Origin of the sequence: Aquipseudomonas ullengensis, assembly GCF_014174475.1 — a bacterium.
Classification (GTDB): domain Bacteria; phylum Pseudomonadota; class Gammaproteobacteria; order Pseudomonadales; family Pseudomonadaceae; genus Aquipseudomonas; species Aquipseudomonas ullengensis.
The window spans coordinates 390,411-404,666 of the sequence record NZ_JACJUD010000001.1 but is presented as its reverse complement, the minus strand read 5'-3'; the positions used below and the strand labels follow the sequence as shown (position 1 = coordinate 404,666).

The window sequence follows — 14,256 nt, the reverse complement described above, 5'->3', positions numbered from 1 at the left end:
CTGTAGGAGCGAGCTCTGCTCGCGAAGCCTTACGCTGCCAATATTCGCGAGCAGAGCTCGCTCCTACGGCGCTCCGTGGCGCGCCAGCGCCCACTCGACATGCTCGCGCACCAGTGCAGACGAATGTTCGCGGCGCGCCTTGAGCGCCTCCAGTACCGGAATGCTCGATGGCGCATTGCCCAGGCCGACGGCCAGGTTGCGCAGCCAGTTCTCGTAGCCGGTGCGGCGCAGCGGCGAGCCTTCGGTGCGGCTGAGAAACTCGTCTTCGCTCCATAGGAACAGTTCGGCCAGCGAGCTGTTGTCCAGCCCATGACGGGGCTGGAAGTCCCCCTGGCTGGTGGGGCGGGCGAAACGGTTCCACGGGCAGACGATCTGGCAGTCGTCGCAGCCGAATACGCGGTTGCCGATCAGGCTGCGCAGCTCCAGGGGAATCGCGCCTTTCAGCTCGATGGTCAGGTAGGAAATGCAGCGCCGCGCGTCCAGCACATAGGGGCCGACGAAGGCGTTGGTCGGGCAGATGTCCAGGCAGGCCGTACAGCGCCCGCAGTGTTCGCTGGCGTGCGGGTCGTCCACCGGCAGCGGCAGGTCGACGAACAGCTCGCCGAGGAAGAACCAGCTGCCGGCCTTGCGATTGAGTACCAGGGTGTTTTTGCCGATCCAGCCGAGCCCGGCTTTTTCTGCGATGGCCTTTTCCAGTACCGGTGCGCTGTCGACGAAGGCGCGGTAGCCGAACGGGCCGATGCTCGCCTGGATGCGTTCGGCCAGTTGCTGCAGGCGTTTGCGGATCAGCTTGTGGTAGTCGCGGCCCAGCGCGTAGCGCGAGACGTAGGCGTGCTCGGGCTGGGCCAGGCGCTCAGCCATCTGCGTGTCGCCGGGCAGGTAATCCATGCGCAGCGAGACCACGCGCAGGGTGCCCGGTACCAGCTCGTCCGGGTGCGAGCGCTTGCTGCCGTGGGCGGCCATGTAGTCCATTTCGCCTTGGTAGCCGGCGTCCAGCCAGCGCTGCAGGTGCTGCTCGTGCTCGCCCAGCTGCACGTCAGCGATACCCACCTGCTGAAAGCCCAGCTCGCGTCCCCAGTCCTTGATGGACTGCGCGAGTTCGGCGAGATCGAGAGCGTTGCTGGGCATGGCAGGGGGAAACCGCAGGCGAGGTGGGTATAATTCTGCCAGACCCAGCCCGAATCGCCGAACCATGCCTGCAATCCACGACGATCTGCCCCCGCCTTTGTACACCGCCGCCCAGGTCCGTGAGCTGGATGCGCGCCTGATTGCCGCCGGTACGCCCGGTTTCGAGCTGATGCAGCGCGCCGCCCACGCCGCCTGGCGGGCCCTGCGCCGGCGCTGGCCGGATGCCGGGGCGATCAGCGTGCTGGCGGGAGCAGGCAACAATGCCGGTGATGGTTATCTGATCGCCGCCCTGGCGCACAAGTCTGGCTGGGCCGTGCAAGTGCTGACGGTCAGCGAGCCGGGGCAGTTGACCGGCGATGCGGCGCAGGCTTTTGCCGAAGCGCAGGCAGCCGGGGTGTCGATCAGTGCGCTGGGCGATGCCAGTGAGTTGCGCGGCGTGCTGGTCGATGCGCTGCTCGGCACCGGTTTTCACGGCGCCTTGCGCGCGCCATACGCGGCGGCCATCGAGCGCATCAACGCCACTGGCCTGCCCGTGCTGGCGGTGGACATTCCGTCCGGGCTGCATGCCGACACCGGCCAGGTCGAGGGGAGCGCCGTGTGCGCCGATCTGACTGTGAGCTTTATCGGTCTCAAGCTCGGCCTGTTTACGGGTGATGCGCCGGATTGGGTCGGCGAGCTGGTGTTCGATGACTTGCAGGCCGATCCGCAGCTGGTCGCGCAGCAGCCCTATGCGGCGTTGCGCCTGGCGGGTGCGGCGCTGCCGCAGTTGGCCCCGCGCTCGCGTACCGCGCACAAGGGCTTGTTCGGTCACGTGTTGGTGATTGGTGGCGATCGTGGCTTCGGCGGCGCGGCGCTGCTGGCGGCGCAGAGTGCCTTGCGCAGTGGCGCCGGCCTGGTCTCGCTGGCGACGCGCGGCGAGCATGTGGGCGCCAGCTTGGCGCGCTGCCCGGAAGTGATGTGCACGGCGACCGACTCCACCTATCAGCTGCCGACCCTGTGCGATCAGGCCGATGTGCTGGTGGTCGGTCCTGGTCTCGGCCAGCAGGCCTGGGCGCGCAGCTTGCTCAGCGCAGCGGCGGCCAGCCCGCGGCCGCAGGTGTGGGATGCCGATGCACTCAACCTGCTGGCGATGGGCGCAGTCAAACTGCCGGTCGACAGCGTGCTGACCCCGCACCCTGGCGAAGCGGCGCGGCTGCTCGGTTGCAGCAACGCAGCAGTCCAGGCCGATCGACCTGCGGCGGCGCGGGCGTTGGCCGAGCGCTACCAGGCCGTGGTGGTGCTCAAGGGCGCCGGCAGCCTGGTCGCTGCGCCGGATGGCCGTCTGCTGCTGTGTGATCGCGGCCACCCAGCCATGGCCGGCGCCGGCCTGGGAGATGTGCTGGCCGGGCTGATCGGCGCCCTGCGCGGTCAGGGTCTGGCGGCATTCGAGGCTGCTGCGCTGGGCGTCTGGCTGCACGCCAGCGCCGGCCAGCAGTTGGGTGCAGGCGGGCGCGGCCTGGTGGCCAGCGATCTGCTGCCAACCATTCGTCAGTTGTTAGAGGATCAGTGCCCATGTCAGCGTTAACTCTGTATGCCGAGGGCGAAGAGGCCATGCTGGCGCTTGGGGCGCAGTTGGCCACGCTGACCGACGGTCGCGGCATCATCTACCTGCATGGCGATCTGGGTGCCGGCAAGACCACCCTGTCGCGCGGCATCGTGCGCGGTTTTGGCCATGTTGGTGCGGTGAAAAGCCCGACCTTCACCCTGGTTGAGCCCTACGAGATCGGCACCAGCCGGGTCTTTCACTTCGACCTGTATCGCCTGGCCGACCCCGAGGAGCTGGAGTTTCTCGGTATCCGCGATTACTTCGACGGTGACGCCCTCTGCCTGATCGAGTGGCCGCAGCGTGGTGCAGGCGTTTTGCCAAAGGCCGACCTGACCATTACCATAAGCCCGCAAGGCGCCGGCCGTGCGCTGCTGTTGCAGCCGCACAGTGCCCGTGCTGAAGCTTGGTGTGCTGCCTTATAAGAGTCTGTATATAAAAATGGGGAAAGGTATGCGCCTGCGTGCGCTGTTTGGCGGGATCGGAATTGTGCTGGCCACCCTGGCCGCCGATGTGCTGGCCGCCACGGAAGTGCGCAGCGTGCGCTTGTGGCGCGCGCCGGATAACACCCGCCTGGTGTTTGACCTGTCCGGCCCGGTGCAACACAGCGTGTTTACCCTGGCTGCCCCCAATCGCATCGTCATCGACGTCAATGGCGCGCAGATGTCCGCGCCGCTGGACAAGCTGTCGCTGAGCAACACGCCGATCACCGGCATTCGCTCGGCGCAGCGCACTCCGACCGACCTGCGCCTGGTCATCGACCTGTCGGCCATGGTCACGCCGAAGAGTTTCACCCTGGCGCCCAATCAACAGTACGGCAACCGCCTGGTGGTTGACCTCTACGACCAGGGCGCGGCAGATGATTCGCCCAGCGCGCCGGTAACGCCGCCAGCTGCCACTCTCGGCGGCACCTCGCAGGCTTCTGTGGTGCCGGTAGTGCCCGTCACGCCGAGCCCGCAGCCGAACACGCTGCCGCCGGCTCCTGGCGGCAAGCGCGACATTGTGGTGGCCATCGACGCCGGCCACGGCGGCGAAGACCCTGGCGCCCTCGGCCCCAATCGCAGCGTGTTCGAGAAGAACGTGACCCTGGCCATTGCCAAGGAACTGCAGCGGCAGATCAATGCCGAGAAGGGCTTCCGCGGCGAGCTGGTGCGCACCGGCGACTACTTCATCCCGCTGCGCAAGCGCACCGAGATCGCCCGCAAGAAGGGCGCCGACCTGTTCGTTTCCATTCACGCCGACGCCGCGCCGAGCCGCAGCGCGTTCGGCGCCTCGGTGTTTGCCCTGTCGGAGCGCGGCGCGACCTCGGAAACTGCGCGCTGGCTGGCCGACAGCGAGAACCAGTCTGACCTGATCGGTGGTGCCGGCAACGTCAGTCTGGACGACAAGGACCGCATGCTGGCTGGCGTACTGCTCGACTTGTCGATGACCGCCTCGCTGTCGTCCAGCCTGAATGTCGGGCAGAAGGTGCTCAGCCACGTGGGCGGAGTCACTCCGCTGCACAAGCGCCGGGTCGAACAGGCCGGCTTCATGGTGCTGAAATCCCCGGACATCCCGTCGATCCTGGTGGAGACCGGTTTCATCTCCAACCCCAATGAGGCCAAGAAACTCGCCAGCAGCGGCCACCAGCAGACCCTGGCGCGCTCGATCACGGCCGGCGTGCGCCAGTTCTTCCAGCAGAATCCACCGCCGGGCACTTACATTGCCTGGCTGCGCGACTCGGGCAAGATTGCTCCCGGCCCGCGTGATCATGTGGTCAGCTCCGGCGAGAGCCTGGCGCTGATCGCCCAGCGCTACCAGGTCAGCCTGTCGGCGCTGCGCAGCGCCAACGCGCTGAAGACCGACACCATCAAGGTCGGCCAGACCCTGAACATCCCGGCCACGGCGCTGGCGGCCCAGCCATGAGTGGCGGTGCGCGCATCCAGCTGCTGAGTCCGCGGCTGGCGAACCAGATTGCTGCCGGCGAGGTGGTCGAGCGGCCGGCTTCGGTAATCAAGGAGCTGCTGGAAAACAGCCTGGATGCCGGTGCTAGGCGCATCGACGTAGAAGTCGAACAGGGTGGCATCAAGCTGCTGCGCGTGCGCGACGACGGCGGTGGTATTCCTGCAGACGACCTGCCGTTGGCCCTGGCGCGCCATGCCACCAGCAAGATTCGCGAGCTGGAAGATCTGGAAAGCGTGCTCAGCCTGGGCTTTCGTGGTGAGGCCCTGGCCTCGATCAGCTCGGTCGCGCGTCTGACCATGACTTCGCGTACCGCCGACGCCGAGCAGGCCTGGCAGGTAGAAACCGAAGGCCGCGACATGGAGGCGCGGGTGCAGCCCGCAGCGCATCCGGTTGGTACCTCGGTGGAAGTGCGCGACCTGTTCTTCAATACCCCGGCGCGGCGCAAGTTCCTGCGTGCCGAGAAAACCGAGTTCGATCACCTGCAGGAAGTCATCCGGCGCCTGGCTCTGGCCCGCTTCGACGTGGCCTTCCATCTGCGCCATAACGCCAAGACGGTGTTCGCCCTGCACGAGGCGCCCGACGAGATCAGTCGCGCCCGGCGCGTGGCCAGCGTATGCGGTCCGGCGTTCCTCGAGCAGGCGCTGCCGATCGAAATCGAGCGCAGCGGCTTGCGTTTGTGGGGCTGGGTTGGCCTGCCGACCTTCTCGCGCAGCCAGGCCGACCTGCAGTATTTCTACGTCAACGGCCGCATGGTGCGCGACAAACTGGTCGCCCACGCGGTGCGCCAGGCCTACCGTGACGTGCTGTTCAACGGCCGTCACCCGACCTTCGTGCTGTTCCTCGAAATCGACCCCAGCGTGGTCGACGTTAACGTGCACCCGACCAAGCACGAAGTGCGTTTCCGTGACAGCCGCATGGTCCATGACTTCCTCTACGGCACGCTGCATCGCGCTCTTGGCGAAGTGCGCCCGGAAGACCAACTGGCTGCGCCGGCCGCGGTCAGCCAGATGGTGCGCCCGACTGGCCAGGCTGCCGGTGAGTTCGGTCCGCAAGGCGAAATGGGCCTGGCGGCCAACATGCTTGAGCAGCCGGCGGCACCGTCGTCCATCTGGCGCTCGCCCGGGGCGGGCTATCAGGCGCCGCGCACTGAGTCCTCGCTGCCGGCTGCTGAGGCGCAGGGCGCCTATCGCGAGTATTTCGCGCCGCTCGGTGAGGCGGCCCCTGCTGCGCTGCCTCAGGCCCAGGGCGATATTCCGCCGCTGGGCTATGCCCTGGCCCAGCTCAAGGGGGTGTATATCCTCGCCGAGAATGCCCAGGGCATGGTCCTGGTGGACATGCATGCGGCCCATGAGCGGATTACTTACGAACGCCTGAAAACCGCCATGGCCAGCGAAGGCCTGCGCGGCCAGCCGCTGCTGGTGCCGGAGTCCATTGCCCTGAGCCAGCGCGAGGCGGGTTGCGCGGAAGAGCACGGTAGCTGGTTCCAGCGTCTGGGCTTCGAGCTGCAGCGTCTCGGCCCGGAAAGCCTGGCTATCCGCCAGACCCCGGCGCTGCTCAAACAGGCTGAGGCTACTCAGCTGGTGCGTGATGTGCTTGCCGATCTGCTCGAATACGGCACCAGTGACCGCATCCAGGCCCACCTCAATGAGCTGTTGGCGACCATGGCCTGCCACGGCGCGGTGCGTGCCAATCGGCGCCTGACCCTGCCGGAAATGAACGGCCTGCTACGCGATATGGAGCAGACCGAGCGCAGTGGCCAGTGCAACCACGGTCGCCCGACCTGGACCCAGCTCGGCATGGATGACCTGGACAAGCTCTTCCTGCGCGGTCGCTAAGTCGCTCTGCCTGCGCCTGGAGCGCCTGTTTCCGATGTCTGCATTGCCTCCTGCAATCTTCCTGATGGGCCCGACCGCCGCCGGCAAGACCGATCTGGCGCTGGAGTTGGCGGACGCGCTGCCGTGCGAGCTGGTCAGCGTGGATTCGGCGCTGATCTACCGGGGCATGGACATTGGTACGGCCAAGCCGGATCGCGCCACGCTGCAGCGCTATCCGCATCAATTGATCGATATCCGCGATCCGGCCGAAAGTTACTCGGCGGCCGAGTTCCGCACGGATGCCCTGGCGGCGATGGCTGATATCACTGCGCGCGGGCGCATTCCGCTGCTGGTCGGCGGCACCATGTTGTATTTCAAGACATTGCTCGAGGGGCTCGCCGATATGCCCAGCGCCGACCCGCAAGTGCGCGCCGAGCTGGAAGCGCGGGCCGCGCTGGAGGGTTGGGATGTGCTGCACCGCGAGCTCGCGGAGGTCGATCCCGACTCGGCTGCGCGTATTCACCCGAATGACCCGCAGCGGCTGATTCGGGCGTTGGAAGTCTATCGCCTGAGTGGCGAGAGCATGACGGCCCATCGCCAGCGCCAGGCCGCGCAAAATAGCGGGTTAGAGGCCCCGGGAATGGCACATTTGCCTTATACTGTGGCGCAATTCGCCATAGCTCCGACGCAGCGACAGGTGCTTCATGCGCGTATCGCGCAACGTTTTCACCTGATGCTGGAACAGGGCTTCGTCGAAGAGGTCGAAGCGTTACGTCTGCGGGGCGACCTGCATGCGGGATTGCCGTCGATTCGCGCGGTGGGCTACCGCCAGGTGTGGGATTACCTGGAAGGGCGCCTCGGCCGCGAGGACATGGCGGAACGGGGGATCATCGCCACACGCCAGCTGGCCAAGCGTCAGTTCACCTGGCTGCGTGGCTGGACGGCGCTGGAATGGCTGGATAGCCAGGCCAATGACAATCTGTCTCGAACCTTGAAATACCTTAAGGCGGTCACCATATTGTGATGAGGCCCGCCAATTCGCCGTCTATCCTTGGTTTTCAAGGCTGATTCGGCATAAGACGCCATTTTTGCATTACTACTTTTTTGACCCCTACAGGAGTGCGGCATATGTCAAAAGGGCATTCGCTACAAGACCCTTACCTGAATACCCTGCGTAAGGAACGCGTCCCGGTTTCCATCTATCTGGTCAACGGCATCAAGCTGCAAGGCCAGATCGAGTCCTTCGACCAGTTCGTGATTTTGCTGAAAAACACTGTCAGCCAGATGGTCTACAAACACGCCATTTCTACTGTAGTGCCGAGCCGTCCAGTGCGACTGCCGAGCGCTACCGAGGGCGAGCAGGCCGAGCCGGGCAACATTTGACGGGAGTTTGCCTTGTTCTTTGAGCGCCACGGTGGTGGTGAGCGGGCCATCCTCGTTCACCTGGAAGGTCAAAGTCCCGAGGCGCGCGAAGACCCGCAGGAGTTCCGCGAGCTGGCGTTGTCTGCCGGTGCGGATGCGGTAGCGTTCGTCAATGTGTCGCGCCATATGCCGACCGCCAAGTATCTGGTCGGCAGCGGCAAGGTCGAAGAGCTGCGCGACCGGGTCAAGGCCGAAGCGGCTGATCTGGTCATCTTCAACCACACCCTCACGCCCAGCCAGGAGCGCAACCTTGAGCGCGCCTTCGAGTGCCGGGTGCTTGACCGTACCGGTCTGATTCTCGACATCTTCGCTCAGCGCGCGCGCACCCATGAGGGCAAGCTGCAGGTCGAACTGGCCCAGCTAGACCACATGAGCACGCGGCTGGTGCGTGGCTGGACTCACCTTGAGCGCCAGAAGGGAGGTATCGGCCTGCGTGGCCCGGGTGAGACCCAGCTGGAGACCGACCGCCGTCTGTTGCGCGTGCGCATTCGCCAGATCAAGCAAAAGCTGGAGAAGGTGCGCAGTCAGCGCGAGCAGGCGCGCCGTGGGCGCAAGCGTGCGGATATCCCTTCGGTGTCGCTGGTCGGCTATACCAACGCCGGTAAATCGACCTTGTTCAATGCCTTGACCACTTCCGAGGTCTACGCCGCCGACCAGCTGTTTGCCACCCTCGATCCGACCTTGCGCCGGCTTGAGCTGGATGACCTGGGGCCGGTGGTGCTGGCTGATACCGTGGGCTTTATCCGTCACCTGCCGCACAAACTGGTCGAGGCGTTTCGCGCCACGCTGGAAGAGTCGAGTAATGCGGACTTGTTGCTGCATGTCATCGACGCCCACGAGCCGGAGCGCGATCAGCAGATCGAGCAGGTCATGGCGGTGCTCGGCGAAATCGGCGCCAATGAGCTGCCGATGCTCGAGGTGTATAACAAGATTGATTTGCTCGACGGCGTTGAGCCACAGATCCAGCGTGATGGAGACGGCAAGCCGCAGCGGGTCTGGCTGTCGGCGCGCGATGGCGTGGGCATGGAATTGTTGCGCCAGGCTGTGGCCGAGTTGCTCGGCGAAGACATGTTTGTCGGCACCTTGCGCCTACCGCAACGCTTGGGCCGGCTGCGTGCCGGTTTCTTTGCGCTGAACGCGGTACAGGGCGAGGAGCATGACGAGGAAGGTGCGGTGCTGTTGGCCATTCGCTTGCCGCGTGTCGAGCTGAATCGGCTGGTCAGTCGCGAAGGTATGCAGCCGCAGGAATTCCTCGCGCAACACACTTTGCAATAAAGCCCGCACCGTCGCTTTTGCGGCGGACGGCAGGCATTCTGTAGCATGGGCCGGCGCGCCGTGGGCGCGTCTTTGCTTTATCAGATGGAGAGCGCTATGGCTTGGAATGAGCCGGGTGGCAACTCGAACAATCAGGATCCCTGGGGCGGCCGCAAAGGCGGTGGTCGACAGGGCCCGCCGGATCTCGACGAAGCCTTCCGCAAGCTGCAGGAGAGCCTTAACGGCATTTTCGGTGGCGGCAAGAAACGTGACGGGGTCCAGGGTGGCGGTTTTGGCCTGCTTGGTATCGGTCTGCTCGTGCTGCTGGCGGTCTGGCTGTGGAATGCCGTTTATATCGTCGATGCTCAGGAACAGGCAGTGATCCTGCGCCTCGGCAAATACCACGAGACTGTGGGGCAGGGGTTGAACATCTACTTCCCGCCGTTCGACACCAAGTTCCAGGAGAACGTTACCCGTGAGCGGACCTTCTCCAAGCAGGGGCAGATGTTGACCGAAGACGAGAACATCGTCGAAGTGCCGCTGACCGTGCAGTACAAAATCAGCAACCTGAAAGACTTCGTGCTGAACGTCGATCAGCCTGAGGTGAGTCTGCAGCACGCGACCGAGAGCGCGCTGCGTCACGTAGCCGGTTCCACCTCGATGGATGAGGTGATCACCCTGGGTCGTGAACAGATGGCGCTGCAGGTCAGCAAGCGTCTGCAGGACTTCCTCGACAGCTACGGTACCGGGATCATCGTGACTCAGGTCAACATCCAGCGCGCCACGGCTCCGGCCGAGGTCAAGGATGCGTTCGATGACGTGATTCGTGCCCGTGAAGACGAGCAGCGCGAGAAGAACCAGGCGGAAACCTATGCCAACGGCGTGGTGCCTGAGGCTCGCGGTCAGGCCCAGCGTGTCATCGAGGATGCCAACGGTTATCGCGATGAGGTGGTGGCGCGCGCCCAGGGTGAGGCGGATCGCTTCACCAAGCTGGTTGCCGAATACCGCAAGGCTCCGGAAGTGACGCGTCAGCGCCTCTATCTGGACACCATGCAGCAGGTTATGAGCAACACCAGCAAAGTGCTGGTTACCGGCAAGGATGGACAGAGCAACCTGCTTTATCTGCCGCTGGACAAGATGATCGAAGGTCGCACCGGTGGTGCAGCAAATGCTGCCGCGCCAGCCGCAAGCGGCGATGCGACCACGCGGATCGTGGGCGGGCTGGAGCAGCGTGACCTGCGTTCAAGGGAGAGCCGCTGATGAGCAATAAATCGCTGTTTGCCCTGATCGGAGGGTTGGTTCTTGCTGTGTTGGCGTGGAATTGCTTCTACATCGTCAACCAGACGGAAAAGGCCGTGCTCTTGCAGTTCGGTAAGATCCAGGACGCCGATGTACAGCCGGGTCTGCATGTGAAGATTCCTGGCGTCAACAAGGTGCGCAAGTTTGATGCGCGCCTGCTGACCCTGGAGTCGCCGATTCAGCGCGTGCTGACGTTGGAGAAGAAAGCGGTGATGGTCGATGCCTATGCCAAGTGGCGGGTGGCGGATGCCGAGCGTTTCTACACCGCGACTTCCGGCGAGAAGCAGATTGCTGACGATCGCCTGTCGCAGCGCCTGGTCTCGGCATTGTCGAACCAGTTCGGTACCCGCTCGCTGCACGAAGTGGTGTCCGGTGAGCGTGATGCGCTCATGGCTGCCATTACCAAGTCGCTCAACGGCATGGCGCAGAAAGAGCTGGGTATCGAGGTGGTTGACGTCCGGGTCAAGGCTATCGACTTGCCCAAAGAGGTCTATCGCAGCGTATTCGACCGTATGGGTTCCGAGCGTGAGCGTGAGGCGCGCGAGCACCGCGCCAAGGGCAAGGAGCTGGCTGAGGGTATTCGTGCTGACGCCGACCGGCAGAAGCGGGTGATCCTCGCTGAGGCCTATCGCGAGTCTGAAGAAGTACGCGGTGATGGCGATGCCAAGGCTGCGGCCATCTACGCCAAGGCCTACGGTCAGGATGCTGAGTTCTATGCATTCCACCGCAGCCTGGGCGCCTATCGCGACAGCTTCTCGAGCAAGGGCGATGTGATGGTGCTGGATCCGGACAGCGAATTCTTCCGCTACCTGAAGAACTCCAAGCCTTGATCTTGCGCACCCCGGCGTGGCCGTTCGGCCCGTCGGGGTGACCGTCAGGGAAAACGTGTTATCATGGGTCAGCCGGGTAAAAAGCCCGGCTTTTTTGCGTCTGCGGGAATCATGTTGCAGGAATTTGGCATTGCGTTGTGCCTGATGTTGGTGCTGGAAGGCGTCTTGCCCTTCCTCTATCCGCGACGTTGGCGCGGAGCGCTTGCGCAGCTGGTACAGCTGCCTGATCGCCACCTGCGCCTGATTGGGTTGGCCAGCATGCTGCTGGGGACCGCCCTCCTGTATCTGCTTCACTGAAGGCTTGCCGCCCGGACCGAGAGGGGAATGGCGAAATGGCAACGGTAGACCGCTGGCTGCTGCCAGATGGCATCGAAGAAGTTCTGCCGCCGGAAGCGGCGCGCATCGAGGCGGCACGCCGCCAGGTGCTGGACCTGTTCCAGCGCTGGGGTTACGAGTTTGTCGTGACGCCGCACATCGAATACCTCGAATCCCTGCTCACCGGAGCTGGCCAGGATCTGGATCTGCGCACCTTCAAGGTGACCGACCCCGAATCTGGCCGCCTGATGGGCTTTCGTGCCGATATCACGCCACAGGTGGCGCGCATCGACGCCCACACCCTGCGTCGCGAAGGGCCGAGTCGGCTGTGCTATGCCGGTAGCGTGTTGCACGCCAAGCCGCGTGCGCTGTCCACCTCGCGCAGCCCGATCCAGTTGGGTGCCGAGCTGTATGGCGATGCCAGCCCTGCTAGCGATGTAGAAGTGATCAGCCTGATGCTCGATATGCTCGAGCTGGCGAATGTGCCGGATGTGCACATGGATCTCGGGCATGTCGGCATCTATCGCGGCCTGGCGCGTGCCGCCGGGCTATCCGGCGAGGTCGAGCAGCAGTTGTTCGACGCGCTGCAGCGCAAGGCCGTGGATGAAGTGGCGGCGCTGACCGAGCATGTCGAGCCGACTCTGGCCTCCATGCTGCGCGCGCTTGCCGAGCTGTGTGGCGGTCGTGAAGTGCTGGAGCTGGCGCAGGCCTGCCTGGTCGAGGCGCCGGCCGAAGTGCATGCTGCGCTTGATGAGCTGGTAGCGATTGCCGACGAGCTGGAGCTGCGCTTCCCGGAGCTGCCGCTGTACTTCGACCTCGGCGAGCTGCGCGGCTATCACTATCACACCGGTGTGGTGTTCGCGGCCTTCGTGCCGGGTGTTGGCCAGTCCATCGCCCAGGGCGGTCGCTATGATGACATTGGTGCCGATTTCGGCCGGGCGCGCCCGGCCACTGGTTTCTCCACTGACCTGAAGACCCTGGTGACCCTAGGGGATATGCAGGTCGACGAGCCGGTCGCCGGTATCTGGGCGCCGGACAGCCACGATGTCTATCTGTGGCAAGCCGTGCAGCGCCTGCGTCGTGAAGGCGTACGCGTGGTGCAGGCATTGCCTGGGCAGGAAATCGCCGCGGCGAGCGAGGCTGGTTGCGACCGCCTGCTGCAGCTGCGCGACGGGCGTTGGCAAGTGGCGCCGCTGGCGTCCTGACGAGTTTTCCGCCGGCTGCGGCCGGCATCGAGCTTCCGCAAAGAGGAAAAGTGTTATGGGTAAGAATGTCGTGGTCCTGGGCACCCAGTGGGGTGATGAGGGCAAGGGCAAGATCGTCGATCTGCTGACCGAGCAGGCGGCTGCGGTTGTGCGTTATCAGGGTGGCCACAATGCGGGCCACACCCTGGTGATCGATGGCGAGAAGACCGTGTTGCACCTGATCCCGTCCGGCATCCTGCGCGAAGGCGTGCAGTGCCTGATTGGCAACGGTGTGGTGGTCGCCCCCGACGCCCTGATGCGTGAAATCGCCAAGCTGGAAGAGAAGGGTGTGCCGGTGCGCGAGCGCCTGCGTATCAGCCCGTCCTGCCCGCTGATCCTGTCCTATCACGTGGCGCTCGATCAGGCGCGTGAGAAGGCCCGTGGTGACGCCAAGATCGGTACCACCGGTCGTGGTATCGGCCCGGCCTACGAAGACAAGGTGGCCCGTCGCGGCCTGCGTATCGGCGACCTGTTCCACCGCGAGCGCTTCGCCGCCAAGCTCGGCGAGCTGCTGGACTACCACAATTTCGTGCTGGTCAATTACTACAAAGAGCCGGCGGTCGACTTCCAGACCACGCTCGACGAGTGCATGGCCTTTGCCGAACTGCTGCGTCCGATGATGACCGACGTTACCGCTGACCTGCACGAGCTGCGTCGCGCGGGCAAGGACATCATGTTCGAGGGCGCGCAGGGTTCGCTGCTGGATATCGACCACGGTACTTACCCCTACGTCACCAGTTCCAACACCACTGCTGGCGGCACGGCCACCGGCTCCGGTTTCGGGCCGCTGTACCTGGATTACATCCTCGGTATCACCAAGGCCTACACCACGCGTGTCGGTTCCGGTCCGTTCCCGACCGAACTGTTCGACGAAACCGGTGCATTCCTCGCCAAGCGCGGCCACGAGTTCGGCTCGACCACCGGTCGTGCTCGTCGCTGTGGCTGGTTCGATGCCGTGATCCTGCGTCGCGCCATCGAGATCAACAGCATCTCCGGCCTGTGCCTGACCAAGCTGGACGTACTCGATGGCCTGGAAACCATCAACATCTGCACCGGTTACAAGGACGCCCAGGGCGTGCTGCTGGTCGATGCGCCGACCGACGCCGATAGCTATATCGGTCTGCAGCCGGTGTATGAAGTGCTTTCGGGTTGGAGCGAGTCGACTCTGGGGGCGAAGAGCCTTGAGGAGCTGCCGGCTGCCGCGCGCGCTTACATCAAGCGTGTAGAGGAGCTGGTCGGTGCGCCGATCGACATCATCTCCACCGGGCCGGATCGCAACGAGACCATCGTGCTGCGTCATCCCTTCGCCTGAGTCCTCGGGTGAACACAAAAGGCCGCTCTCGAGCGGCCTTTTGCTTTTGTGCCAAAGCTGTCTGGCTGGCCTATACCTTGCTTTGAGTTACAGCTTTGCAATCCATGGTCGA

General features: G+C 64.4%; 13 protein-coding genes. 12 read left to right on the top strand and 1 reads right to left on the bottom strand.

The genetic code is table 11. The annotated features are described in order from the left end of the window. Positions 1-63: 63 nt before the first annotated feature. Positions 64-1,128, bottom strand: a complete 1,065-nt coding sequence (gene queG, locus H3H51_RS01775) for a tRNA epoxyqueuosine(34) reductase QueG (RefSeq protein ID WP_183087296.1) — start codon at positions 1,126-1,128, stop codon at positions 64-66. A 64-nt stretch (positions 1,129-1,192) separates the two neighbouring features. On the opposite strand from queG, the gene H3H51_RS01770 reads away from it, so the two are divergent. The 12 genes from H3H51_RS01770 (at position 1,193) to H3H51_RS01715 (ending at position 14,144) form a co-directional block, all read left to right on the top strand. Then, on the top strand, positions 1,193-2,692 hold the full coding sequence (locus tag H3H51_RS01770) for an NAD(P)H-hydrate dehydratase (protein ID WP_220790800.1): 1,500 nt from the start codon (positions 1,193-1,195) through the stop codon (positions 2,690-2,692). After that, positions 2,680-3,135: a tRNA (adenosine(37)-N6)-threonylcarbamoyltransferase complex ATPase subunit type 1 TsaE gene (tsaE, locus tag H3H51_RS01765; protein WP_183087295.1), complete on the top strand. Its 456-nt coding sequence runs from the start codon at positions 2,680-2,682 to the stop codon at positions 3,133-3,135. The genes H3H51_RS01770 and tsaE overlap by 13 nt, the downstream gene beginning before the upstream one ends. A 16-nt stretch (positions 3,136-3,151) precedes the next feature. Further along, positions 3,152-4,615, top strand: a complete 1,464-nt coding sequence (locus tag H3H51_RS01760) for an N-acetylmuramoyl-L-alanine amidase (protein WP_183087294.1) — start codon at positions 3,152-3,154, stop codon at positions 4,613-4,615. After that, complete coding sequence (mutL, locus tag H3H51_RS01755; protein WP_183087293.1) at positions 4,612-6,489, top strand: DNA mismatch repair endonuclease MutL; 1,878 nt, start codon at positions 4,612-4,614, stop codon at positions 6,487-6,489. The genes H3H51_RS01760 and mutL overlap by 4 nt, the downstream gene beginning before the upstream one ends. 34 nt (positions 6,490-6,523) lie before the next feature. Further along, positions 6,524-7,492 carry a tRNA (adenosine(37)-N6)-dimethylallyltransferase MiaA gene (gene miaA / locus H3H51_RS01750; protein ID WP_183088009.1) on the top strand — a complete coding sequence of 323 codons (969 nt, stop codon included), beginning with the start codon at positions 6,524-6,526 and terminating at the stop codon, positions 7,490-7,492. A gap of 104 nt (positions 7,493-7,596) precedes the next feature. Further along, entirely contained in the window at positions 7,597-7,851 is a 255-nt protein-coding gene (gene hfq / locus H3H51_RS01745) for an RNA chaperone Hfq (protein WP_183087292.1), read from the top strand. Between the two features lie 12 nt (positions 7,852-7,863). Further along, on the top strand, positions 7,864-9,165 hold the full coding sequence (gene hflX, locus H3H51_RS01740; RefSeq protein WP_183087291.1) for a ribosome rescue GTPase HflX: 1,302 nt from the start codon (positions 7,864-7,866) through the stop codon (positions 9,163-9,165). Positions 9,166-9,261: 96 nt separating this feature from the next. Continuing rightward, positions 9,262-10,404, top strand: coding sequence for an FtsH protease activity modulator HflK (gene hflK, locus H3H51_RS01735; RefSeq protein ID WP_183087290.1), 1,143 nt, complete (start codon positions 9,262-9,264; stop codon positions 10,402-10,404). After that, on the top strand, positions 10,404-11,273 hold the full coding sequence (gene hflC, locus H3H51_RS01730; RefSeq protein WP_183087289.1) for a protease modulator HflC: 870 nt from the start codon (positions 10,404-10,406) through the stop codon (positions 11,271-11,273). The genes hflK and hflC overlap by 1 nt, the downstream gene beginning before the upstream one ends. Before the next feature lie 111 nt (positions 11,274-11,384). Further along, positions 11,385-11,570: a DUF2065 domain-containing protein gene (locus H3H51_RS01725; RefSeq protein WP_183088008.1), complete on the top strand. Its 186-nt coding sequence runs from the start codon at positions 11,385-11,387 to the stop codon at positions 11,568-11,570. Between the two features lie 35 nt (positions 11,571-11,605). After that, positions 11,606-12,793 (top strand): ATP phosphoribosyltransferase regulatory subunit, encoded by a 1,188-nt coding sequence (locus H3H51_RS01720; RefSeq protein WP_183087288.1) that lies wholly within the window; start codon positions 11,606-11,608, stop codon positions 12,791-12,793. Between the two features lie 55 nt (positions 12,794-12,848). Further along, a complete protein-coding gene (locus H3H51_RS01715) occupies positions 12,849-14,144 on the top strand; it encodes an adenylosuccinate synthase (RefSeq protein WP_183087287.1) in 1,296 nt (431 codons plus the stop codon). The last annotated feature ends 112 nt before the right edge of the window (positions 14,145-14,256 follow it).

What these genes read in the sequence shown, in the direction of transcription:
- hflK (WP_183087290.1), top strand. Translation starts at nt 9,262, where the DNA reads ATGGCTTGGAATGAGCCGGGTGGCAACTCGAACAATCAGGATCCCTGG.
- H3H51_RS01720 (WP_183087288.1), top strand. Translation starts at nt 11,606, where the DNA reads ATGGCAACGGTAGACCGCTGGCTGCTGCCAGATGGCATCGAAGAAGTT.
- hflC (WP_183087289.1), top strand. Translation starts at nt 10,404, where the DNA reads ATGAGCAATAAATCGCTGTTTGCCCTGATCGGAGGGTTGGTTCTTGCT.
- hfq (WP_183087292.1), top strand. Translation starts at nt 7,597, where the DNA reads ATGTCAAAAGGGCATTCGCTACAAGACCCTTACCTGAATACCCTGCGT.
- H3H51_RS01770 (WP_220790800.1), top strand. Translation starts at nt 1,193, where the DNA reads ATGCCTGCAATCCACGACGATCTGCCCCCGCCTTTGTACACCGCCGCC.
- H3H51_RS01725 (WP_183088008.1), top strand. Translation starts at nt 11,385, where the DNA reads ATGTTGCAGGAATTTGGCATTGCGTTGTGCCTGATGTTGGTGCTGGAA.
- miaA (WP_183088009.1), top strand. Translation starts at nt 6,524, where the DNA reads ATGTCTGCATTGCCTCCTGCAATCTTCCTGATGGGCCCGACCGCCGCC.
- H3H51_RS01760 (WP_183087294.1), top strand. Translation starts at nt 3,152, where the DNA reads ATGGGGAAAGGTATGCGCCTGCGTGCGCTGTTTGGCGGGATCGGAATT.
- mutL (WP_183087293.1), top strand. Translation starts at nt 4,612, where the DNA reads ATGAGTGGCGGTGCGCGCATCCAGCTGCTGAGTCCGCGGCTGGCGAAC.
- H3H51_RS01715 (WP_183087287.1), top strand. Translation starts at nt 12,849, where the DNA reads ATGGGTAAGAATGTCGTGGTCCTGGGCACCCAGTGGGGTGATGAGGGC.
- tsaE (WP_183087295.1), top strand. Translation starts at nt 2,680, where the DNA reads ATGTCAGCGTTAACTCTGTATGCCGAGGGCGAAGAGGCCATGCTGGCG.
- queG (WP_183087296.1), bottom strand. Translation starts at nt 1,128, where the DNA reads ATGCCCAGCAACGCTCTCGATCTCGCCGAACTCGCGCAGTCCATCAAG.